The sequence below is a fragment of the Nocardioides sp. CPCC 206347 genome (assembly GCF_048654605.1).
Taxonomy (GTDB): domain Bacteria; phylum Actinomycetota; class Actinomycetes; order Propionibacteriales; family Nocardioidaceae; genus Nocardioides.
Window position 1 is genome coordinate 470,214 of sequence record NZ_JBMCYZ010000005.1, and the last position, 22,631, is coordinate 492,844.

22 protein-coding genes are annotated in these 22,631 nt (G+C 68.3%); 9 read left to right on the forward strand and 13 right to left on the reverse strand.

Features of this window, described 5'->3' with window-relative positions; all coding sequences use genetic code 11:
* The first annotated feature begins 9 nt into the window (after nt 1–9).
* The 5 genes from ACOACQ_RS19165 to atzF are packed head-to-tail and all read left to right on the forward strand — an operon-like array spanning nt 10 to nt 6,443.
* Complete coding sequence (locus ACOACQ_RS19165) at nt 10–1,572, forward strand: amino acid permease (protein WP_420289054.1); 1,563 nt, start codon at nt 10–12, stop codon at nt 1,570–1,572.
* Nucleotides 1,569–2,270, forward strand: a complete 702-nt coding sequence (locus tag ACOACQ_RS19170) for a DUF1989 domain-containing protein (RefSeq protein WP_420289055.1) — start codon at nt 1,569–1,571, stop codon at nt 2,268–2,270. Before ACOACQ_RS19165 ends, ACOACQ_RS19170 begins: the two co-directional genes overlap by 4 nt.
* A complete protein-coding gene (locus tag ACOACQ_RS19175) occupies nt 2,267–2,890 on the forward strand; it encodes an urea amidolyase associated protein UAAP2 (RefSeq protein WP_420289056.1) in 624 nt (207 codons plus the stop codon). Before ACOACQ_RS19170 ends, ACOACQ_RS19175 begins: the two co-directional genes overlap by 4 nt.
* Nucleotides 2,887–4,857 (forward strand): 5-oxoprolinase/urea amidolyase family protein, encoded by a 1,971-nt coding sequence (locus ACOACQ_RS19180; protein ID WP_420289057.1) that lies wholly within the window; start codon nt 2,887–2,889, stop codon nt 4,855–4,857. Before ACOACQ_RS19175 ends, ACOACQ_RS19180 begins: the two co-directional genes overlap by 4 nt.
* Nucleotides 4,854–6,443 carry an allophanate hydrolase gene (gene atzF, locus ACOACQ_RS19185; RefSeq protein WP_420289058.1) on the forward strand — a complete coding sequence of 530 codons (1,590 nt, stop codon included), beginning with the start codon at nt 4,854–4,856 and terminating at the stop codon, nt 6,441–6,443. The genes ACOACQ_RS19180 and atzF overlap by 4 nt, the downstream gene beginning before the upstream one ends.
* Here the strand turns inward: atzF and ACOACQ_RS19190 are convergent.
* From ACOACQ_RS19190 to ACOACQ_RS19215, 6 genes are all read right to left on the reverse strand, one after another.
* A complete protein-coding gene (locus ACOACQ_RS19190) occupies nt 6,415–8,286 on the reverse strand; it encodes a M23 family metallopeptidase (RefSeq protein WP_378600002.1) in 1,872 nt (623 codons plus the stop codon). The two genes, atzF and ACOACQ_RS19190, sit on opposite strands and share 29 nt — an antisense overlap.
* Nucleotides 8,287–8,351: 65 nt before the next feature.
* On the reverse strand, nt 8,352–9,476 hold the full coding sequence (locus ACOACQ_RS19195; protein ID WP_420289059.1) for an endonuclease/exonuclease/phosphatase family protein: 1,125 nt from the start codon (nt 9,474–9,476) through the stop codon (nt 8,352–8,354).
* Nucleotides 9,477–9,578: 102 nt separating this feature from the next.
* Nucleotides 9,579–10,763: an esterase-like activity of phytase family protein gene (locus ACOACQ_RS19200; RefSeq protein ID WP_420289060.1), complete on the reverse strand. Its 1,185-nt coding sequence runs from the start codon at nt 10,761–10,763 to the stop codon at nt 9,579–9,581.
* Between the two features lie 148 nt (nt 10,764–10,911).
* Nucleotides 10,912–11,055 carry a hypothetical protein gene (locus tag ACOACQ_RS19205; RefSeq protein ID WP_378599487.1) on the reverse strand — a complete coding sequence of 48 codons (144 nt, stop codon included), beginning with the start codon at nt 11,053–11,055 and terminating at the stop codon, nt 10,912–10,914.
* A 59-nt stretch (nt 11,056–11,114) separates the two neighbouring features.
* Entirely contained in the window at nt 11,115–11,522 is a 408-nt protein-coding gene (locus ACOACQ_RS19210; protein WP_420289061.1) for a hypothetical protein, read from the reverse strand.
* A 46-nt stretch (nt 11,523–11,568) separates the two neighbouring features.
* On the reverse strand, nt 11,569–12,255 hold the full coding sequence (locus ACOACQ_RS19215; protein WP_420289062.1) for an acetoacetate decarboxylase family protein: 687 nt from the start codon (nt 12,253–12,255) through the stop codon (nt 11,569–11,571).
* A 63-nt stretch (nt 12,256–12,318) separates the two neighbouring features.
* On the opposite strand from ACOACQ_RS19215, the gene ACOACQ_RS19220 reads away from it, so the two are divergent.
* Nucleotides 12,319–12,762, forward strand: a complete 444-nt coding sequence (locus tag ACOACQ_RS19220) for a nitroreductase/quinone reductase family protein (RefSeq protein ID WP_420289063.1) — start codon at nt 12,319–12,321, stop codon at nt 12,760–12,762.
* Nucleotides 12,763–12,917: 155 nt separating this feature from the next.
* Here ACOACQ_RS19220 and ACOACQ_RS19225 read toward each other — a convergent pair whose 3' ends face one another.
* The 6 genes from ACOACQ_RS19225 to ACOACQ_RS19250 form a co-directional block, all read right to left on the reverse strand.
* Nucleotides 12,918–13,370: a DUF7689 domain-containing protein gene (locus tag ACOACQ_RS19225; protein WP_420280859.1), complete on the reverse strand. Its 453-nt coding sequence runs from the start codon at nt 13,368–13,370 to the stop codon at nt 12,918–12,920.
* The gene (locus ACOACQ_RS19230) at nt 13,367–13,921 is read right to left on the reverse strand and encodes a hypothetical protein (protein WP_378599475.1); all 555 of its coding nucleotides are present in this window, start codon (nt 13,919–13,921) and stop codon (nt 13,367–13,369) included. The genes ACOACQ_RS19225 and ACOACQ_RS19230 overlap by 4 nt, the downstream gene beginning before the upstream one ends.
* The gene (locus tag ACOACQ_RS19235; protein ID WP_378599472.1) at nt 13,914–14,588 is read right to left on the reverse strand and encodes a hypothetical protein; all 675 of its coding nucleotides are present in this window, start codon (nt 14,586–14,588) and stop codon (nt 13,914–13,916) included. The genes ACOACQ_RS19230 and ACOACQ_RS19235 overlap by 8 nt, the downstream gene beginning before the upstream one ends.
* Nucleotides 14,589–15,021: 433 nt before the next feature.
* Nucleotides 15,022–15,213 carry a hypothetical protein gene (locus ACOACQ_RS19240; RefSeq protein WP_378599469.1) on the reverse strand — a complete coding sequence of 64 codons (192 nt, stop codon included), beginning with the start codon at nt 15,211–15,213 and terminating at the stop codon, nt 15,022–15,024.
* Nucleotides 15,214–15,600: 387 nt separating this feature from the next.
* Nucleotides 15,601–16,323 (reverse strand): VOC family protein, encoded by a 723-nt coding sequence (locus ACOACQ_RS19245; RefSeq protein WP_420289064.1) that lies wholly within the window; start codon nt 16,321–16,323, stop codon nt 15,601–15,603.
* A gap of 22 nt (nt 16,324–16,345) precedes the next feature.
* Complete coding sequence (locus ACOACQ_RS19250; protein WP_420289065.1) at nt 16,346–16,510, reverse strand: hypothetical protein; 165 nt, start codon at nt 16,508–16,510, stop codon at nt 16,346–16,348.
* 274 nt (nt 16,511–16,784) lie between these two features.
* Here ACOACQ_RS19250 and ACOACQ_RS19255 point away from each other — a divergent pair, with 274 nt between their 5' ends.
* Both ACOACQ_RS19255 and ACOACQ_RS19260 read left to right on the forward strand, forming a co-directional pair.
* The gene (locus ACOACQ_RS19255; protein ID WP_420289066.1) at nt 16,785–18,353 is read left to right on the forward strand and encodes a M28 family peptidase; all 1,569 of its coding nucleotides are present in this window, start codon (nt 16,785–16,787) and stop codon (nt 18,351–18,353) included.
* A 56-nt stretch (nt 18,354–18,409) separates the two neighbouring features.
* The gene (locus tag ACOACQ_RS19260; protein ID WP_420289067.1) at nt 18,410–19,375 is read left to right on the forward strand and encodes a glutathione S-transferase family protein; all 966 of its coding nucleotides are present in this window, start codon (nt 18,410–18,412) and stop codon (nt 19,373–19,375) included.
* 62 nt (nt 19,376–19,437) lie between these two features.
* Here the strand turns inward: ACOACQ_RS19260 and ACOACQ_RS19265 are convergent, their stop codons facing one another.
* Nucleotides 19,438–20,811: a dicarboxylate/amino acid:cation symporter gene (locus ACOACQ_RS19265; protein WP_420289068.1), complete on the reverse strand. Its 1,374-nt coding sequence runs from the start codon at nt 20,809–20,811 to the stop codon at nt 19,438–19,440.
* A 323-nt stretch (nt 20,812–21,134) separates the two neighbouring features.
* On the opposite strand from ACOACQ_RS19265, the gene ACOACQ_RS19270 reads away from it, so the two are divergent.
* Nucleotides 21,135–22,589: a DUF222 domain-containing protein gene (locus ACOACQ_RS19270; protein WP_420289069.1), complete on the forward strand. Its 1,455-nt coding sequence runs from the start codon at nt 21,135–21,137 to the stop codon at nt 22,587–22,589.
* The last annotated feature ends 42 nt before the right edge of the window (nt 22,590–22,631 follow it).

Consider the following 22,631-nt stretch of genomic DNA (forward strand, 5'->3'; position numbering starts at 1 on the left):
GAGGCACAGTTGTCCACATCTCCCGACTCAAGCGCCGTAGATCTCGGCACGTTCGGCTACACCCAACAGCTCTCCCGGCGCGTCGGCAGCTATGCGTCGTTCGCTGCCGGCTTCTCCTTCGTCTCGATCCTGACCACCGTCTTCCAGCTGTTCGGCCTCGGCTTCAGCTTCGGCGGTACGGCGTTCTTCTGGACCTGGCCCCTGGTCTTCGCCGGTCAGCTCATGGTCGCCCTCTGCTTCGCAGAGCTCGCGGCCCGCTATCCCCTGTCCGGCGCCATCTATCAGTGGTCACGGCGACTCGGCGGATCGATCGTCGGCTGGTTCGCCGGCTGGACGATGGTGATCGCACAGATCATCACGGTGGCTGCTGCAGCCATCGCGCTCCAGGTCGTGCTCCCCGCCGTGTGGGGCGGCTTCCAGCTCATCGGCAGCGACCCGACCCTCTCGTCGAAGTCGGGCGCCAGCAACGCCGTACTCCTCGGTGTGATCCTGCTCGTGGTCACGACAACCCTCAACGCGGTCAGCGTCCGGATCACCGCGATCGTCAACTCGATCGGTGTCACGTGTGAGCTGGTCGGCATCGTCCTGCTGGTGATCCTCCTGTTCGGCCACGCCGAGCGCGGGCCGTCGGTCGTCCTCCACACGACGAACCTCGACAACACCACCGGCTACGTCGTCCCGCTGTTGATCTCGGCGCTGATGGCGGCGTACGTGCTCGTCGGCTTCGACGCCGCAGGCGAGCTCTCCGAGGAGACCCACAAGCCGCGGGCCACCACGCCTCGCACGATCATTCGCGCGGTCGTTGCCTCCGGACTCGGTGGCGCGTTCCTGATCATCGCCGCGCTGATGGCCGCCCCCAGCGTCACCGACGGCAACCTCGGCCTGCAGGGACTCCCCTACGTCCTCACCAGCCAGCTCGGTACGACGACCGGCAAGCTCCTGCTGCTCGACGTCGCCTTCGCCGTCTGCGTGTGCACGCTCGCCATCCAGACGGCCGCCGCCCGGATGATCTACTCGATGGCCCGCGACAACGTGCTGCCGTACTCGAAGCAGCTCGCGAAGGTCTCCGACAAGACCGGCACGCCCGTGCTGGCCACGATCGTGCCGGGCGTCCTGGCCGGTCTCTGCCTCGTGGTGAACGTCGGCAACGCCGGTCTCTTCCTCGGCCTGGCGAGTGTCTGCATCATGCTCCTCTACATCGCCTACCTGCTCGTGACGGCGCCGCTGCTCTACCGCCGCCTGACCGGCACTCCCCTGCTCGACGGCCTCGACGAGAACGGCAAGAAGCTCTTCTCGCTCGGACGGTTCGGCATCCTCGTCAACGCCATCGCGGTCGTCTACGGGATCGCCATGGCGATCAACCTGGCCATGCCGCGAGCGGAGGTCTACGACCCCGCCGGCGAGGGCTGGTACCTCCACTACCTGCCGCTGATCACGCTCGCCGTGGTCGGTCTCGGCGGAGTCGCGGCGTACGCCGTACAGCGCAAGGACTACCACCGCAGCCTCGGTGAGGCCGTGCCGTCCTTCTCGTTCGCCCTCCCGGGCCTGCGCACCGCTGAGGAGGAGGCATGAGCAGCTTCACCCATGAGGTCCCGGGCGGCGCGGCCTGGTCGTTCGCGATCCGCGCCGGTCGCCAGGTGACGCTCACTGCCCTGGGCGACGAGGCGTGCGTGACCACACTGCTGTTCGGTCCGGACCGCCTCGACCGGCTGAACGTCCCCGACACCCTCAAGTCGCAGATGTCGGCGTGCATCAAGGCGCCGATGGTGTTGATGTCCGATCGCGGAGTCGCCCTCGCGTCGGTCACCTCCTCCAGCCTCGACTGTCACGACTGCCTGACCGGGTTCGGGGCCGATGCCCACCTGGAGAGGTTCGGACCGTCGTCGTACGCCGTGGACCGGAACGACTGGAAACGCTCCGCCCGCACCGGCCTGGTCAGCGAGCTGACCAAGCACGGGCTCGGCGAGGCCGACCTGCACGGCAGCGTCAACTTCTTCAGCAAGGTCGGCATCACCGACGACTCCCGCGGGACGCTCGGCCTGCTGACCGGTGTCTCCCACGAGGGCGACACGGTCACGCTGCGCACCGAGGTCGACGTGCTGCTCGTCCTGGCCACGACGCCGCACCCGCTCTCGACAGCGCCGTACGCGCCGGCCGGAGTCCGGATCGGCGTCGCCCTGACCGAGCCCTTCACCGACGACGACCCGAGCTGGAACTTCCGTGACGAGAGCGCCCGCGCCCTCGAGCAGGCCAGGAGGCTCGCGGCATGACCACCACACTCCAGGCGACCGTGCTCGACACGGTCGTCCAGCCCGGCGACGGCGCACTCATCCGGGTTCCCTCGGGCGGTCGGCTCCGCATCGTCGACACCCACGGCAACCAGGCGGTCGACACGTTGCTCTACGACGCCGACGACGTCGACAACCGCTACTCCGCGTTCGACACGATCCGTGAGCAGGGCGCGGTCTACCTGACCACCGGGTCGCGGCTGCTCTCCACGCGTCTCGACGAGCTGGCCGTGATCAGCGACGACACCTGTGGTCGCCACGACACCATCGGCGGCGCGTGCGCGCAGGAGTCCAACGTCATCAGGTACGGCGAACACGTGCGCCACCAGCACGCGTGCCGCCAGACCTTCCTGGCGTACGGCGCTGCTGCCGGCATCGGGCAGCGCCAGCTCGGGCACAACATCAACTTCTTCATGAACGTGCCAGTCGACTCCGCCGGGAACCTGAGCTTCGAGGACGGCGTCTCCGCGCCCGGCAAGTACGTCGAGATCGTCGCCAGCCGCGACATCCTGGTGCTGATCAGCAACTGCCCGCAGCTCAACAACCCCTGCAACGGCTGGAACCCGACCCCGGTGCAGCTGCTCGGGTGGTGGGACGCATGACGGGCCTCACCGTCATCAGCGCCGGCATCCAGACCACCATCCAGGACCTCGAGGGCCGCACCGGCCTGTGGGACGTCGGCGTCCCGCCGTCCGGCGCGTTCGACGAGTTCACCTTCGCCCTGGTGAACGCGGCGGTGGGCAATTCGTGGAGTGCCGCCGGCCTGGAATGTGTGGTGCGCGGGCCGGTCCTCACGGTCTCGACCGACCGACAGGTGTGCGTCGGCGGCGCCGCGACCCGGGCAACGATCGACGGCCGCCCGTTGCGTCCGGGCACGGTGGTCTGGCTGCGCGCCGGGTCCGTCCTCGACGTGGGCCCCCTCGATGGACCCGGCTTCCGCGGGTACGTCGCCGTGCAGGGTGGGCTCGACGTGCCCCGCGTGTTGGGCAGCCGTTCGACGTTCATCCTCGGTGGCTTCGGTGGCCTCGAGGGACGGCCGCTGGCGGACGGCGACGTCGTACCGCTGGGACGGCTGGGCAACCAGTCGGCACCGGCCGATGTCACCGCCCTGCTCCCCGAACTGGCGTCCGACTGGGCGCTCCGGGTGATCCCCGGGCCACACGGCGCGCCGACCCACCTCACCTTCGAGGGCGTGGAAGCCCTCTTCGGTGAGACCTGGACGGTCGACCACCGCGTCGACCGAACCGGTGTGCGGCTGGTCGGCGCAACGCCCGGTTGGGCTCGCGAGGACGGCGGCGAGGCCGGCCTGCATCCGTCGAACCTGCACGACTCGGCGTACCCGGTGGGCGGCATCATGCTCTCCGGCGACACCCCGGTGATCGTCGGCAAGGACGGCCCGTCGCTCGGTGGATTCGTCGTGCCGGCCGTGGTGATCGGTGCCGACCGGTGGATCCTCGGACAGCTGCGTCCCGGCGACTCCGTGCGCCTGGTCCCCACGACACCGGAGGCCGCTGCCGAGGCGATGCAGCACCGTCGAGCCGTGTTGGCCTCGCTCCACGAACAGCCACGGCTCGAGACCGTGTCGACGACGGCTGCACGCCCCCTCGAACTGGAGGCGTACGACGCCGACGGCACCTCGCCGGCGTACACGATCAGGAGGTCGGGCGACCGGCACCTACTCGTCGAGGCAGGACCCGCCGAGCTCGACCTGCGGATCCGGGTGTGGATCCACCTGCTGGCCCAGGCCCTGCGCAACGACCGTCCGGACGGCGTGACCGAGATCGTGGAAGGCGTCCGGTCGCTGCTGGTCCAGGTCGACGACGCCCGACTCGGGCTCGACACCCTGGCCAAGCACCTGGCCGTCCTTGCCGGCGGTCTGGCCGATCCGGCGACCGTGACGGTCCCCGCTCGCGAGGTCTCGCTCCCGATCGCGTTCGACCATCCAGAGGCCCATGAGGCGATGCGCCGCTACGCGGCGTCGGTGCGGCCGGACGCGCCGTGGTGTCCTGACAACGTCGAGTTCATCCGGCGGGTCAACGACCTGACGGATCGTGCGGACGTCTTCGACGTGGTCGCCGCCGCGACCTATCTCGTCGTGGGGTTGGGCGACGTCTATCTCGGAGCGCCCGTCGCCGTACCCATCGACCCACGGCACCGGCTGGTCACCACGAAGTACAACCCTGCTCGCACCTGGACCCCGCAGAACGCCGTGGGCATCGGCGGGATCTACCTCTGCATCTACGGCATGGAGGGACCCGGGGGCTACCAGCTGGTGGGCCGCACGCTGCCGGTCTGGCGGCTACCCGGACTTGCCGAGGAGCAACGCGACGAGCAGCCGTGGCTGCTCCGACAGTTCGACCGGATCCGCTTCCATCCCGTCAGCGCCGAGGAGCTGGCGCAGCAACGCGCCGACATCAAGGCCGGTCGCGCCGACCTCGTGACCCGGCCAGCCACCTTCTCCGTGGCCGAGGTCAACCAGCTGGAGGCCGAAGCCGCCGGAGAGATCGCCACGCTGCGCGCGCAACGACGCGCAGCCTTCGACGCAGAAAGGCAACGGTGGGTGTCGTGACGACGTTCATCTCACGCTTGTCCGACGACCAGGTCGCGGCGTTCGAGGGGAAGCCGGGGCCGCTGTCCGGCCTTCACTTCGCCATCAAGGACAACATCGACCTGGCGGGAAGCCCCACCACAGCTGGCGATCCGCGCAACTCGTCGCCTGCTCCGACGAGTGCGTTCGCCGTACAGAGGTTGATCGATGCGGGTGCGGTACCGGTCGGGAAGACCAACCTCGACCAGTACGCCACGGGCCTGGTCGGCACGCGTTCGCCGTACGGCGCCTGCCACTCGGTCTTCTCGGACGAGCACATCAGCGGGGGCTCCAGCTCGGGCAGTGCCGTGGCCGTCGCGTCCGGGGAGGTCGACTTCGCGCTCGGTACCGACACCGCCGGCAGCGGCCGGGTTCCGGCGGCGTTCAACGGGCTGATCGGCATCAAGCCCACGCGCGGCCTCGTCTCCACCACCGGCGTGATCCCCGCCTGCCGGTCCCTGGACTGTACGACGGTCCTGGCGCGCTCGGTGCCGCTGGCGAGGAGGGTCTTCGACCAGATCGCAGTCTTCGACCCAGCAGACGCGTACGCGCGACGGACCGCCCAGCGCGCGTTCGGGGACAGGCCGCGCATCGGCATCCCGACCAACCAGCTGGACCTCGATCCGTTGCACCGGGAGGCCTGGGAACAGGCCATCGCCGAGACGGACGGAGCGGTGGGTGTGGACATCTCACCGCTCCTCGAGGCGGCTGCGTTGCTCTACTCAGGTCCCTGGCTCGCCGAGCGATGGCTGGCCTTCGGGCAGGCGCTCACCGATGATCCGACGGTCGACACGACGGTCCGCACCATCGTGACGAAGGGCCGGGACCTCAGCGCAGCGGACGCCTTCGCGGGCTTCCACCGGCTCGCGGAGCTGGCCCGGGACGCCGAGCCGATCTGGGAGCAGGTCGACGCGCTGCTCCTCCCGGTCACGGCCACGCATCCGACTCTTGCCGAGGTCGCGGCCGATCCGATCGGCGTGAACACCCGGCTCGGCCAGTTCACCAACATGACGAACCTGCTCGACCTGTGTGCGGTCGCGTTCCCCGGTCCCGCTCGAAGTGACGGGCTGCCCTTCGGCGTACAACTGCTGGCGCCCGCCGGCTGCGACAACGCCCTGCTCGACCTCGTCGAGCACCGGGTCGAGCAACAGGTCGAGCAACGGGAAGGCACCTTGGTCGCCGTGGCCGGCGCCCACCTGACCGGACAACCGCTCAACGCCGATCTCGTGCGCCGCGGCGGCACCCTCGTCACGACGACCCGGACCGCAACGGACTACCGGATGTACGTCGTCGACGGCCCACTCCCCCGGCCCGGCCTCACCCGCACGGACGGCAAGCCGGTCGGCGAGGGGATCGAGGTCGAGGTGTGGCGACTGCCTGCGGCGGCCCTGGCCGGCTTCATGGGAACCATCGCGCCACCCCTGGCAATCGGGCCCGTCGAGCTCGTCGACGGCAGCCAGGTGCTCGGGTTCGTCTGCACGGCCGACGGTGTCGACCCCGACCGTGAGATCACGTCGTACGGCGGCTGGCGGGCGTGGCTCAACCCTTCTCGCAGTGGAGGTAGCTGAGCCGCCACCGGTCGGGCCGGTACTTCTCGCTGCACCGGATCACCGCACGAAAGGAAGTCATCCGCTCGACTTTCTGGCCAGGCTGCGAGGTCGGCACCAGGACCGCCACGAAGTCCCGGCCGTACATCATCTTGGGGGCGGAGGAGATGAGCGCCACCCGCATTCCGGTCTTGGTGGCGAGCGCACTGGTGAGCGTGGACCACGCACCGGTGATCACCTCCTGGGACTGCTTCGAGCTCTGGAGCGCCGCTACGACGACAGCAGACCCGCTCGCCTCGACGAAGGTGTCGAGGCCGATCACGTTGACCCCCTCGAGGTGAAAGGCCTGGGCCTTGGTCGCGAAGGCGGCGATGCCGTTCACCTGGACAGGAGGTAGCCCGCCTGCACCGGGGCGGACGATGCCGATGAACGTCCGGGTCGCACCGTCGGTGTACGACGTGAGGTCGGTGAGCACCTGACCCTGGCTGATGAGCTTGCTGATCTCGGCGTGGAAGGCGGTCCAGCCCTGCTGACAGACCAGTCGACCGCCGGATTCGCCGTAGCGGAACGTGGCCACCAGGTGGGTCTGGCCTGCGATCGGACTGGCCTCGACACCGACGATGTCGAATCGATCGGACGCGGTGAGCGCTACCGCCTTGGCCTTCAGCGCGGCCCAGGAGGGACTCGCCACCCAGAGGTCGATGTGCTTGCCCGGGTCCCAGATGGCTGTGTAGATCGCAGCGTCCTGGTTGCCACCGGGCCCGGCATGGAACACAGGAGGGGTCGGTCCGGCATACAGCAGGTCACGCTTCCGCGACGCCGTCTGGTTGCTCAAGGCTGTCCACGAGGTTGACGGGATCGCGCCCTGGACCGCCGCAGTGTGGGCCTCGGCGACCGTCAGCGCATACAGGTTCGAGAACCCCATGGGCCGCGGGAACCGGCCGTTGAAGCCGGTTCCCGAATAGTTTGCCGGCAGCCGATTGACGTCGATGTGCGTGTGCGGATGGCTGGTGTTGCCGCAGAAGCCGACCTTTCCGATGTACTGCCCACGGGTGACCTTCGCTCCGACCGTGAGCTGGGGCGGAATGGATCCCTTCTGGAGGTGAGCAGCGAGCCAGATCTCCTCGCCAGACCTCACGAAGAGCACATTGCCGCCGGCGTCGTACTTCCCCGTCGTCGGGCTCTTCGGAATCTTCGACCAGTCAATCGATCCGTCGGGCAGCTTGGCCGCCGCCCAGATGGCGTCCCTGGAAGTCCGGCTCTCCCACTCCGGGTGGTCGTTGACCACCAGGTCCACCACGCCATCGGTCAGCGCATGCAGCGGCCGACCGAAGACGCGGTAGTCGTACGGAAAGTCGGGCGCTGCAACCCAGCGGTCGGTCCAGGCGGTGCCGTCCCATCCATCGATCGCGGTGTCCAGGGCGAACACCTGGAAGCCGGCCCCGTGGTCGGCCGAGGCTCCCCAGGCCTCGTTCGGAAGGAGCTCGTCACCGAGGCCCGGCCACGAGAGAGGGCCGTTGACGTTCGTGTGCGGGACCAGGGTGACCGGGACCGACGCCGTTTCGGACGTCGTGTCACCGACCTGGACCGTGACCTCCAGCAGGTACGACGGCTTCAGCGGCTCGTCGAGCACGAGGGTGGCCGCGTCACAGTTCTGGAACTCGGCGGGGAGAGCCAGCCCGTCCGGCGAGCTGAAGATCTGGTCCGACCCGAGCCTCGCCGTGATCAGCTTGCCCTCGCCGGTGACGCGCACCTTCAGCGAGATCCGCGCCCGTGCCGGGCCGCCGATCTTGTCTGGCGCCAGCCGCTGATAGACGACCGCGCCGGCGACGACCGGCTCGAGGACCGAAACGGTGATCGCCATGCCGCACCTCTTGTCTTGACGGGATGTATGGATTCGTTCCTGGGAAACGTGTGCAGTGACGACCGTCAGAAGTCGGTGATGTCGGCGTAGATCGCCGCGTGGTCGGACGCCTCGTGTTCCTTCTTGTCCAGCGTCGGGAAGATCTCCCACGGGTCCTTCGTGCGGTTGCCGCGGTACACGCCCTTGCGGAACACCCCTCCCCCGGTCGCCAGCGCGAAGAGCGGGTCGGACAGCAGGATGTAGTCGATCTTCTCCTTCTCGTTGCCCGAGCCGAACGTGCCCTTGCGGTGGTTCCAGTCGAACGCCGGGTGCGCGCTGATGTCGGTGAGGCCGGCGAGGCTGAGGAGCGGCTTGAGCGAGTCGCTGGCTGGGTCGTCGTTCAGGTCACCGGTGATTGCGATGTGGTCGATGCCCTCCTGGCGCAGGGCCTTGTAGATCGCGGCGACCCGTCGGGCCTGGCGCTTGCGTCGCTTCGCGCCGATGGGATCGCCCTGCGAGGCGTACCCCTTGGACTTGAAGTGGTTCGCCATCACCACGAGGCGACTGCCAGCGGGCGTGTCGAAGTGGTACTCGCAACAGTCCCTCGAGAACACCGGCCCCGTCGCGTCCTCGTCGAAGATGTGGGTGCGCATCTGGACCAGCGGGTACCCCGCCGCCGCCAGGCACCCGACGTCGATGCCGCGGGTGTCGTTGCCCTCGACCACCATCGCCTGCGGGTACGGCGTCCCGCCCACCGCGGGCAACATGGTCCGGCAGAACATGTCCAGCCCCGGTCGGTTGTCCGCCTCGACGACAGTGAGTACGTCGGCCGCGAGCTCCTTGATGACCAGGGCCGTGTGCTCGGTGGCGCGCACGTTGACCGCGACCGTCTTGAGCTCGACCCAGCCGACCCAGTCGGCACGCCCCTTGGCCAGCAGTACGACGGCGCCGGTCATCGGCCGTCGTAGCAACGACCCGCGCAGCTTGCGCAGCCGGACGAAGGTGCCCTCGTCGTCGCTCAGGACGCCGAGCTGGTCGAGCAGGTCGAGGATCTCCGCCTCGACGCCCTGGTAGCTGGCCAGCTCGAAGAGGGTCGAGACCCTCGCATGGGCGGCCAGGATCATGCTGCGGGTGGCAGGGTCGGCCTCGTTGGCGTCCATGGCCTTCGGGCGCGCAAAGAGGTTCTCCACGTTGAACGATGCGATCCTCATGGATCCACGGTGATCACATCAGCCCACCGGAACAATGGCCCGTTCGGGTCTCCACCGGTCGCAGCTCCGCTCCTACAATGCGGGGCCGGGCGGCTGCCCGGACTACGGCAGCTTGACCTCGGCCAGCACCGTTTCCACACCCGACGGGTCGACGTCCTCACCGGCGCCGTACGCCCGCGGGACGAACCCGAAGTCGTTGTCGCTGATGACCACCAGCGTCGACCTGTTCTTCAACGCCGCACCCTCGACCTTGCCGGGCACGCCCGCGACACCGGCCAGGTTGACCAGGAGGGACTTGTCGGCCTCGGTCACCAACGGGTCGGTCGGGTCGAGCGTGATCGTGTGGAAGCGGGCCTCGGTGTCGGTGCGCTCCTGCACGATGACGTGCGTCTGGTCGACCGGGACGAGCGCAGAGATCTTCAGGTCGCGTCCCCGGGTGCCGGCCGCGAAGGTCGAGGCGGCGTCGAAGCGGTAGCCGTAGCGGTGCAGCGTCGTACCCGTCGTCGTGTCGAACGAGACCAGCTCGGTGATGATCCGGTCCCGGTCCCCCGACACCACGACCGAACTCTGCAGCGCCACCACGATGGTCTTGCCGTCGGGCAGCAGCGCGATGTCCTCGAAGCCGCGGTTCGCGCGGCGCTTCGAGAGGTCGGCGGGCAGCGAGCCATTGACCGGGTAGTCGACACCAGCAGCGGCGTAGTCGTCCTCGAGCCCGGCAGGGACGTGGCGCGCGATGACGTGACCGGTCGGGTCCACCTCGACGATCGACGGGCCGTACTCGTCGACGAGCCAGAAGTGACCGTCCGCGGTCCGCACCACACCCTCGGTGTCGACGCCGTTCGCGTTGTAGTCGAGCAGCGTCGTGCCGTCGGCGGCGTACGGCGCCGGGTCGCCCGGCACCGCGAAGTTCGGAAGCCCCGTGACCGGGTCACCGGCCGGCGTCATGAGCGGGATGGACTCGAGTACGTCGAGCCGGCTGCCGCGGGCGCGGACCTTGACCATGGACGGGGTGAACTCCGGGACGATGAAGGTGCGCGTGTCGCCGATCTCGCCGTTCGGGCCGCGGTCGGTGATCGTCCAGTACTCGTTGTTGCCCAGGGCGAACAACCCGCTGCCGATGCCGCCCAGCTCGACACCGCGATCGTCGACGACGGCCGACTGGAAGTCCTCGAGCGACAGCGCGTCGAGCGTGGTCCGCTTGTCGACGTACGGCGCGGTGGCGGCGAGGGCAGGAGCGGCGACGAGGCCGGTGGCAGTCAGCAGTGCAACTGCGGGAAGAAGGCGCATGGGCGGGACGCTAGAAGTCCCGCTCGACGGCCGGCCGACGCCCTGATGGCGTCGAGGTGAACGACGCGGGGCACGTCGGCGCGAACAACGACCAGCCCCGCCAGGTCCTCACCTGGCAGGGCTGGTCGCGGTAGCGGCGAAGGGGCCGTCAGTAATACAGGCGGCGGTTGCCGTTGATCGGTACCAGGTTGAGGACCAAGCCCGCGACGATCAGGATCGCGCCCACCGTGGTGAGGATCGGGATGCTCGCGACGAGGCCGATGATGAGAAGTATGACGCCGAGGGTGACCATTTTTCTGACTCCGTTCAGACAGCGGTTGTTGAATCCCGCAGTACCCGAAGTCCCGTTTCTCATCCCCTGACGGGAGCGTCCGGCATTCCCTCGAACGGCGCGCCGACGAGCGTCACCACGCCGACGAACCGCGCCGAGGCCCCGAGCCAGACCGAGCCACGATCCGTGCGGAGTACGCCGCGGCCGAGCTGCAGGTCGAAGACCCCGATCTTCAGGCGGCCGCCCTCAGTCACCAGGGCGACCTGGCCACGGCGGGGGCGCTGGTCGGGGTCGACGAGGAGCTCGGTGCCGGCCGGCCAGCCGTGCGAGGCGAGGGCGTCGTTGCGCAGCCGGAAACGGTTGCGGTCCGTTGCGGGGAGGGCCCGCGGGCGTCGTACTCGCTCTGGGTGGTCGTCGGACCCGGCCGTCGGGGAGACGTCGAACGGCAAATGGTCCTGCACCCCGTCCACCCGCCGGCCCGAACGCATGTTCGAAGCGTACCGGTAGGCGCGACTCCCCGGAGCGCAGCCGCGGTCAGAGCGGCGTGGGCTCGTCGAACCTGGCCTGCATCCGCTCGGTCCACGTGCTCAGGACCACGGAGTCCGGCGAGAGGCCGAGGGAGGCGAGCTCCTTGGCGATCGGGTGCGAACCGAGCGTCAATGACACCTCGCCACCGAAGAACATCCCGCTGCCGCTGCCGCCCTGGGTGAAGGCGGTGACGTGCGGACGGCCGTCGATGAGTGTGTAGGCGGACAGCGCCATCGGCGGCATCTCGTCGGTGCCACCTCGCGGCAGGGTGACGTCGACGACGAGCTCGCCGTCCATCGTGAGCACCCAGCGCGTGGTGGTCTCGGTGTTGGTCACCTCGATCTGCTCGACGGACTTGGGGAAGCCCCAGATCTGGTTGCCGGCAGCGCAGGTGAACTGCTCGGTGACCGGGAGGTGGGTGATGAACGTGCCGTCCTCGCCGCCGCCCTCGGGACGGACGAAGAGGATGGTGCCGACCTCCAGGTAGGCACCGAGGTCGTTGTCCTTGTAGTCGATCAGCGCGAGCGCGAACTGTGCGCGGCCCGGCGCGTTCTCGATGACCTCGAAGCCGGCCGGGGCCAGGGCCCGGGCTGCCTCGAGGTCGACGTCGAAGATGACGGTGGCGTTGGAGCCGTCCCGTACGTCGACGGGCATGGTCACGGTCTGGCCGAGGATGTCGTGCGTGATGGTCACGGACAGAAGTAGAACACGTTCTAGGGCGATCCGCGATCCCCTCTTACTGGCATGCTCTCCCCCATGAAGCTCCCGTCCCAGCGCGACCTCTTCCTCGCCACGCTCGACGCCCACCAGAAGATCTACGAGACGTCCCGCGGGCTCGTCGGACACCGCCTGCTCATGGGGATGCCGACGTTGCTGCTGCGGACCACCGGGCGCAAGAGCGGCCTTCAGCGTACGACGGCGTTGGTCTACGCGACCGACGGCGACAACCGCCTCGTCGTCGGCTCCAACGGCGGCGCCCGCCGCGACCCAGCGTGGATCCTCAACTTGGAAGCCAACAAGGACGTCGAGTTCCAGGTCGGCGTCCGGAAGGTTGTGGGGACTGCCCGGACGGTGCGCACCGATGACCCGGATTACGAGCGGATGTTCTCGCTCTGCAACAAGGCCAACCGGGGCACGTTCGCGAAGTACCGGCAGCGTACGACGCGGCCGTTGCCGATCGTGGTGCTGGCGCCGCGCTGAAACACGCCCCTTTCGCCCACTTTGGGGCGGTTACGCTGACACGTGTTCGCGCAGCACATCCTCGGCAATCCCAATCGGTCGTGGCCCCGGCGACGCCCAAGCCGCAATGCAAGGTGAAGCCGCCAACTACGATCCGTCAGACTTGCAAACCAAGGCTACGGCGCGCACGGATCTTCGCTGTCTCGCGGCCGAGACATGTAGATCGCGATCTCCCCGTAGAGGGGGCCACAGACGGCATTCGCGGTTGCGTGTCGGATATCTACGGCGCGCCCGAGCTTGCTGGTCCAGCCTCCGTCCAGCAACTGCCTCGCGGCGTGGGTCGGGACACCATCGGCGCCGACATAGAGGGCAATCCTCTGAACGCCATCCTCGTGCTCAGAACTGTCACACTCGACGAATCCCAACGATTCGAATGCCGCTCGGAACGCCTCGAGGGTTTCCGCCTGCTCGACGCCGTCTGGCCAATAGGACGGCGTACCTGGGCTCGGCCACCAAAATCGCTCGCTGTCGCACGCCGCCCACGCGATGCAGTTGTAACTGTCAGTGGGCGGGCTTGTTATTTGGTGATTGTCCGATGCAAGCAGCGGGAGATGGTGGCTGCGGATCACCAGTCACTGTCCGCCACGAGTCGGTCGTACCACGCAACCCAACTTGAAGCGGCTTCCGAGACGGTCTGGACGCCCTGAGCTTGGTCTTCGCCTACTATTGAGGTCAACGCCCAGAACCACAGTTCGGGTTGCACTCGCAACTCTGCGATAATGAGCGGAACGGCCTGCGGTCCCAATCCGATGATTTTCTGGTATGCCGGGTGCGCAACAATCTTTGACAGATTCGAGACGAATTGGGTCTCGTCCCTCCACTCGTCGGCGTGCACCTTGAAGAGGTTTCGGACCTCTTGCACCGAACGACTCAGCGGGTCGCGACGGCGCTCGCGGTCTTCGAAACTCGGGGCAAGTTCCATGTAGACCTGCTGAGCATCTGGACTCTCGTGGACGATCGCCCATCGATTCTCGCGAGATTTATTGCGATCTACGTGGGGGACCTTGATTTCGAAGTCGTGCACGTCAGGCGAGTGCGTCTTCGTGACCACCCATCTGAGCGCGGCGCGCCGAACCGAGGCTCGCTCAAGGCCGCGCAGTGCCTCAATCGGCTCAGTCATCTGGATCTCCAACCAAATCGAATTCTGCGATTCCGGCGGCCTCAAGCAGATCCCCAAGAGCAGCGGCTTTCGCCTCAGCCCGTTCGAGCGTCTCGATCATCTGCCTGATGTCGTCGGACTCTAAAGCGAACGATAGCGACCGCAACTTCCCCTCCGCATAGAAATCAAGCCGGAGTGTGTGCACTAGAACTGAGCCCAGGGGGCCGGCCGCGGGATCAGCACCGAAAACCGGTCGGATGTCGGTGATGACGCGACTCAGATGGATCAGGCGCTCAAAGGAGCGTGAAACGTCGAATGCCTTCGCGAGCGCAACGACTCCACGCGCAGACAGCACCTCGGCGAGTTGCGGTGGGAACCCCTTCGGAAGTGGATGCTCTAAGTCGTTCGAAACAAGTTCCGACACAACAACAGCAAGCTCAGCGAGTTCGAAGTCATGGCTGGTGCTTAGCGCCGACAGCGACAGCAGATTGGAGACAACGTCACTAGCATCGTCGTCTGACCATTCAGGTATTGCGGCGCGAACGTCCTCACGCATCGCCTTTGGGTTCGATGCGGTTTGTTGCAGAGCCGTCACTAGGGATTGGCGTTCTCCGTCGCTGAGTCTGCTGAGGCGCTCAAGGCTCGGCGCCGCGTCGCTGGGCATTCTGACCTGGCTGAGACTCGCCACTATTGAACTCCACTCGGGCCGACTCGATCGCTCGCGACCATGATTACAGGCCGCCTAGCCTGCCACACTAGACACACCGAGGTTTGAGCATCCGATCAAGGCGAGCGAGACGGGTCGGCTGCACTACAGGTGTCACCGGGCAGTGAGCGCTCGCCAAGGTTCCGAAGGGAGTGTGCGCAGGTAAGTGAGTTGACCGCGTCAGGTCACGGCCATCCGCCGCCTCATGCTGTCACTTGTTGGTGCAGCAGACCCGACGGCCCGAAACGCGATTCCGTTGTCGACAGCATGCCCAGCCTCGTGGATGTGCATGTGCCGCTCGGTCCCGTGACGGTCACAACTCTGGTCGATTAGGTCCTCCGTTATAGAGAGGCCCTCCCACCACGGAGACGACGAAAGCCCCGCGGACTCTCACTCCGAGGGGCCTTTTCTCTGTCTACTTGGCGATAGCTACGACGGCGACGATGGCCGGCACCAGCGCCTTGACCATGTCGGTGCCGCCAGGCTTCTTCAGGAAGTAGACACCGAATCCACAGACGGTGACCACGCCGCCAACTGCGCACACGGGCTTGACCCACTGCTGAGGAGCAGGCTTGAGCGTGGTCTTCGAACTCTCGGAACTCGTCATTACGAACCATCCAGACGGACTCTGATCGGGAGCCGGAGGACACCCTGAACACAGCCCTTGTTCTGGGTGATTGGGTAGTGCTTGAGCGAGTACCGGCCGCCTCCGGCTGACCACTCGTTCGCAAATCTGCTACACCGGTCACGCAAGGTGACCGAATAATGGCCGCTCAAGGCGGCATATAGGGAGCTCTGGCTGATGGCTCGCGCCGTCAGCGACGACGGTCAAGATGTCGCGCTCGATAAAGAACGATACCTGCCTCGGATCTGGACCGCCTAGCTCCAGGCGGGCCCGCGGATGCCCAGAGCGTCATTTCGCCGCGACCGATGCTCCTCGGCCGCACCCGCCGGAGCCATGGAAGGTGGAAGGGTTCCGGAGTCGTCGCGCTGCTCAGTGAGTCGACGCCGGCAGCACGCAGAACTCGTTGCCCGACGGATCCGCGAAGTGCCGCCACGGCAGCTCGCCCCAGTCGAAGTGCAGCTCACGACCGCCACGGTCGACGATGCCGCGGGCGATCTCGTCGGCGTCGTCGCCGGCCTCCAGTCGCAGGTCGAGGTGGGTCCGGTTCTTCGCCGTACCCTTCGGACCCGCCTCGGCGGACAGGTCGAGCAGCGGACCGCGCAGCGAGGGGTGCCGCAGGCTCACCAGCCCACTCCCCTCGACCGGCACCCAGCCGGTCAGCCACTCCCAGAAGGCGCCGTCCCGCTCGGCATCGGCCACCTGGAGCGGCAGGCCCGCGACCGGTCCCGTGCCGTCGTACGACGACCGCTCCTCGAGCACGCAGAAGGCATTGCCCGCGGGGTCGGTGAGCACGACCCACGGCACGTCGCCCTGCCCGATGTCCGCGTGGCTCGCGCCCAGCGAGACCAGTCGTTCGACGACGGCGGCCTGGTCCGCACCGCCGTACAGGTCGAGGTGGAGGCGCTGGGGCTCGGCGGGTTGATCGGGCACCCGCTGGAAGCACAGGTCGAGCACCGGTCCGTCCGGCACGGTCAGCCGGGTCTCGAACCCCTCCGGCACGTCGGTCAGCCGCTCGGTACCGAGCGCGGCCTCCCAGAACCGACCGAGGACCTGTGGGGCCGTGGCGTCGAAGACGACGTTCTCCAGGAACATGGCGACACCGTAGGCACCCCGATCAATCCGGCGTCTGCACCTCGGCCTCGCCGACCGGCGGCTCCCCCGCGGCGGCTTCCCGTGCCGCGCGCTCCGCCTCGCGCTGGAACAGGTAGACCTGACCACAGACGGGGAACTCCGGCGGGACCACCTCTGCTGCGCGCTTCGCCTTGCGTCGTCCGAACATGGCCGTTCCTCCTGCTAGCAGGGTGGTCTCGAGACGGTTGCTGCGCAACCTCCTCGACCAGCGGGAGGCGTTGCTGAGCAACCTCCTCGACCAGCGGGATGATGCTCGGGAGGGTGTCGTTTCCGCTCATTGCAGGCCCCGGAGCCCGAGCGTAGGTTCGAATTCGTTGCAGGCGAATCACTCGGATTTCGCCGTTTCGGAGGGCGGGATTGCGATGGTTCGATTCTTGACTCGGGTTCGAAGGAACAGGTCCTGGTGGGTGGGGCTGGCGGTCATGGCCGCTGTGGCGGTGATGGCGCCCGTGCCGGGCGGTCCGGCAGACGCTGCCCCTGCTCCCCCGACGTGTGAGCGCCGCCAGAACAACACCTACGCGAAGCTGCTGGAGTGCGTGCGCGTCGAGGGCGTGCGGAAGCACCAGGCAGCACTGCAGGCGATCGCCGACGCGAACGACGGGAACCGCTTCTCCGGATTCGCCGGGTACGACGAGTCGGTCGACTACGTCGTCGACACCCTGCGTGCCGCGGGCTACAACCCGGTGGTCCAGACGTTCAACTACCTCGCGTTCGAGGTCGTCGGCCCCTCCGGCCTCCAGCAGACCGCGCCGAACCAGGTCACCTACGTCGAGGGCACTGACTTCGGCGCCATCACCCAGTCCGATCCTGGCGACGTCACCGCGAGCGTCACCGCCGTCGACCTGCAGTTCGGCCTTGGCAACACCTCGAACAGCGGTTGCGAGGCGACCGACTTCAACGGCTTCCCCGCCGGCAACATCGCGCTGCTGCAGCGCGGGACCTGCACGTTCGAGCTCAAGGCCGAGAACGCCGCGGCCGCGGGCGCCGTCGGGATCGTGATCTTCAACCAGGGCAACACGGCCGCCGCCGACCGCCAGGGCATCCCGGCCGTCACCCTCACCGCCAACAACACCAGCGGCATCCCGGTCATCGGTACGACGTACGCACTGGGCGCGACCCTCGCGGGTACGCCGGCGCTGGAGATGCGGGTCTTCGCCAACACCCTGCGCCAGGTCCTGCCCACGGCCAACGTGCTGGCCGAGAAGAAGGGCATCAACGATGCCAACGTCGTCATGGCAGGCGCGCACCTCGACTCGGTGCTCGCCGGACCCGGCATCAACGACAACGGTTCCGGCAGCTCCGCCGTACTCGAGACCGCGGTCCAGCTGGCGAAGCTGAAGCCCGTCAACACGCTCAGGTTCGCCTGGTGGGGCGCCGAGGAGAGCGGGCTCGTCGGATCGACGAACTACGTCAACGGCCTCAGTGCAGCAGAGAAGGACCGGATCGCGCTCTACCTGAACTTCGACATGATCGGCTCGCCGAACTACGTCCAGATGGTCTACGACAGCGACCAGTCCGGCTTCACCGCGCCGGTGCCCGTGCCGCCGGGGTCGGTCGCGATCGAGGACCTGCTCGAGTCGTTCTACACGCTGCGCAGCGAGCCCTATGACGACGCGGAGTTCAGCGGCCGCAGCGACTACCAGGCGTTCATCAACAACGGGATCCCGGCGGGTGGCCTGTTCACCGGTGCCGAGGTGCCGAAGACCGCGGAGCAGGCAGAGATCTGGGGCGGCACCGCCGGAGCCCAGTACGACCCCTGCTACCACCAGGCGTGCGACACCTTCGCCAACAACAGCACCCACGCCCTCGGGGTCAACGCCGACGCGGTCGCGTTCGCCGTACTGACGTACGCGTTCTCCACCGAATCGGTCAACGGCGTCCCCGGCGAGCCGGTTCCCGGCGACCTCGTGATCCCGCCGCCCGCCGGTCCCGAGGGGACGGTCGGCAGTGGCGGCGGAGGCGCCGAGGACGCACACCACCCGTCGTCGTAGCGCCGACGCCGGGCGATTCCGCGCTCACCCCGGGGCCCAGTCCCTAGGGTGAGCGCATGCCGACGTACACCGAACAGGGCAAGGCCTTCGACCGGGACATGAACTACATCCCGGACCGGATCACCAGCGAGCCCGGGCAGTCGCAGGACAAGTACGACGGCACCACGATCGAGGCACCGACCTGGCCTGCCGAGCCAGGTCGGTACCGCCTCGTCGCGGCGAAGGCCTGCCCGTGGGCGAACCGGTCGATCATCGTGCGCAAGCTGCTCGGGCTCGAGGACGTCATCTCGATGGGGCTGACAGGGCCGACGCACGACGAACGCAGCTGGACGTTCGACCTCGACGCCGGCGGCGTCGACCCGGTGCTCGGCTACGAGCGGCTGCAGCAGGCGTACTTCGCGCGCTACGCCGACTACCCCCGCGGCATCACCGTCCCGGCGATGGTCGACATCGCGACGAAGTCCGTCGTCACCAACGACTTCCCGTGGATCACCCACGACTTCTTCTTCGAGTGGCGCGAGTGGCACCGACCCGACGCGCCGGACCTGTGGCCCGACGACGTCCGCGAGGAGATGGAGGCCGTGATGAAGCGGGTCTTCACCGAGCTCAACAACGGCGTCTACCGGTGCGGCTTCGCCGGCTCACAGGAGGCGTACGACGCGGCGTACGACCGGCTCTTCGACACGCTCGACTGGCTCGAGGAACGACTCACCGACCGGCGCTACCTCATGGGCGACGCGATCACCGAGGCCGACGTACGACTGTTCACGACGCTGGCGCGGTTCGACCCCGTCTACCACGGCCACTTCAAGTGCAACCGCAACAAGCTGATCGAGATGCCGGCGCTGTGGGGCTACGCGCGCGACCTGTTCCAGACGCCCGGGTTCGGCGAGACGATCGACTTCGAACAGATCAAGCGGCACTACTACGTCGTCCACGAGGACATCAATCCGACGGGGATCGTCCCCAAGGGGCCGGACCTGGCGGGGTGGCTGACGCCGCACGGGCGCGAGCGCGTCTGACGCGCCCGCGCCCGGTGGCCGGTGGTTGAGGTGCGAGCGAAGCGAGCCTCGAAACCCGCCGGTCAGACGGCGACCGGTACCTCGTCCTCGCGCCACGCCTTGCCTGAGCGCGGCGCGTTGTAGGCGTCCTCGTCGAGGATGCCCTCCCGCTTCGCGACCAGGGTCGGCACCAGCGCCTGGCCGGCCACGTTGACCGCCGTACGCCCCATGTCGAGGATCGGGTCGATCGCGAGCAGCAGGCCGACGCCGGCGAGCGGCAGGCCCAGCGTGGACAGCGTCAGGGTCAGCATCACCGTGGCGCCGGTGACACCGGCGGTCGCGGCCGAGCCGATCACCGACACGAACGCGATCAGCAGGTAGTCGGTCAGGCCCAGGTCGACCCCGAAGAACTGGGCGACGAAGATCGCCGAGATCGCCGGGTAGATCGAGGCGCAACCGTCCATCTTGGTGGTCGCACCGAGCGGCACGGCGAACGACGCGTAGGCGCGCGGGACACCCAGGTTCCGTTCCGTGACGGACTGCGTGACCGGCATCGTCCCGACCGAGGAACGCGACACGAACGCCAGCGAGATCGCCGGCCAGGCACCCGAGAAGAACTGCTTGATCGACAGCCCGTTCGTCCGCAGCAGCACCGGGTAGACCACGAACACGACGAGCGCGAGGCCGACGTAGATCGCGGCCGAGAAGGTGGCCAGCGAGCCGAGGGCGTCCCAGCCGTACGACGCCACGGCGTTCCCGAGGAGGCCGACCGTGGCGATCGGCGCGAGCAGGATGATCCACCAGAGCACCTTCTGGACGATCGCGAGCGCAGACCGAACGAAGACGAGGAACGGCTCTGCTGCGTCGCCGACCTTGAGCGTCGCGATGCCGATGGCGATGGCCACGACGAGGATCTGCAGCACGTTGAAGGACAGTCCGACCGAGCCGTCGCCGCCGGCGCTGGCCTGCAGTCCGAGCACGTTGTCCGGGACCAGCCCGGTGAGGAAGTCGAGCCACGAGCCGGTGCGACTCGGGTCGGCGGCCGCGTCGGCTGACACGCTCGTGTGGTTGCCCGGTTGGAGCACCAGCCCCAGCACGATGCCGATCGTGACGGCGATCAACGCCGTGATGGCGAACCAGACCAGCGTCTTCCAGGCGAGGCGCGCCGCGCCGGTGACCTCGCGGAGGTTGGCGATGGAGGCCACGATCGCCAGGAAGACCAGCGGCGGCACGATGGTCCGCAGCAGCGTCACGAACGTGTCGCCGACCGTCGTCAACGTCTCGGTCAGCCAGTTGGGGTCGACCTCGCCGGTCGCGGCGTCGGTGCCGTCGGCTCCGATGGACCGGGCGACGAGGCCGAGGACCACGCCGAGCGCGAGACCGATCAGGACCTGGACGCCGAACGACGGGAGCCGGTCGCGCCAACTGGCGCGCTCAACAGTGCGGGTGGAACTCATGGGGACATGCCTTTCGATGCGGCCGCACGGCGCATCGAGGGCGCCGCGGACCGACTGGATCGGTGAAGACCGGTGGGGACGAGAGGGAGGTTGCCGCCGGGATCGGCGGGTCGGGACGCGCCAGAAGGGCGCAGGCCCTCAACGACAGCGCGTGCTCTTCGTCCGCTGGAGGTCCACCACGAGGCGGCGCGTCAGCAGGTCACCCGGGGTTCTCGGCTCTCTGCACACACTGGGGCGAACCTGTCTCCGGACGCGGATATTCCGTATCACACAGGTCTGGCCATACGCTTGCGCTTCGAACATCTGTTCGATAGAGTGGGGTCATGTCCTCGACCGACGCCCTCGACAAGGCCGCTGTTGCGGTCGAGAGCGCCGCGGAGCTGGCTCAGGCCCAGTGGGACGCCCTCGACGGGGCGGACGCACCTGAGGCCGCAGCGCGGATCGCGCAGGCCAGGGCGATGCTCGACGCCGCCATGCTCGGGGTCACCGCGCGGCTCGAAGAGACGCACGCGGCCGAGAAGCTCGGCTGGGCGTCGACGAAGGACTTCCTCACCCACGTCACCGGCGGCCACAAGGGCGCGGGCGGTGGGCTCGTGCGCGCCGTCGACCAGCTGCGCGACCTCCCGGCGGTGCGCGAAGCCCTCAAGGACGGCGCGATCTCCCTCCCGCAGGCGCGCGCCATCGGCGGCAAGGTGACCACGCTCCCCCGCGTTCCGAAGTTCCGCACCGCGGTTGCCGACCGGCTGCTCGAGCTGGTCCACACCAACGGGTACGACGCCAGCGACCTCCAGGTCGCGTTCGGCGACGTCGCGCGGGAGCTCGACGTCGACGGCACCCTGATCAAGGACGATCGGTCCAGGGAGCGGCAGGAGCGCGCGGCGCACCTCGCGCGATACCTCGGCTTCTCCGAGGACGGACTCGGCGGCGAACACCTCCGTGGCTACGGCTGCGAGGAGGAGGCCGAGCTGATCAAGTCGGTCCTGATGCCGCTCGCCGCACCGGTCACCACCGAGCCGGGCGCGTGTGGCGGCGTGGCCGAACGCCCCGGCGAACCGTTCCTCGACGAGAACGGCCACCGGTCCGGAACGCCCTGCCCCGACCCGAGCTGCGCCCACGACGGCAAGGATCCCCGCGACCACGGCCGCCGATTCTGGGACGCGCTCGTCGAGGCCTGCCGTCGGCTCCAGGCCACCGACCAGCTCCCCCACGACCACGGCACCACGGCACGGATCATCGTCACCATCGACCAGGAGAGCCTCCAGCAGAAGGTGATCGACGCAGGCCTTGCCCGTGACGGCAGCCTGCCCTCCGACCAGCGACTCTCGGCAACCGCCGTACGACGCCTCGCGTGCGACGCCGACATCATCCCCGCCGTCCTCGGCTCCGACGGCCAGATCCTCGACGTCGGCCGCGCCCACCGGCTCGTCACCGCCGCGATCTGGCTCGCCCTGATCCTGCGCGACCGCCATTGCACGTTCCCCGGCTGCACCCGGCCACCGATCGCCTGCGACGCCCACCACGTCGTCCACTGGGCCGACGGCGGTCCGACCAGCCTCGACAACCTGATCCTGCTCTGCCGGCGCCACCACACGATCGTCCACAACACCCCGTGGACCGTGCGCATCGATTCCGCCACCGGGAGACCGGTCTGGACGAGACCACCACCGGTCGACCTGCGCGGTCGCCTCTCCTACTCCCCCGCCCGCACCGCGGAGGAGATCGCCGCGGCGCTCGCGGCCGGGCGACAAGCCGGGCGGCCGCCGCCACAAGCCGCCTGAGTACGGGCGAGCCAGGACTCAGCGGGCCCAACAGGGCACGTG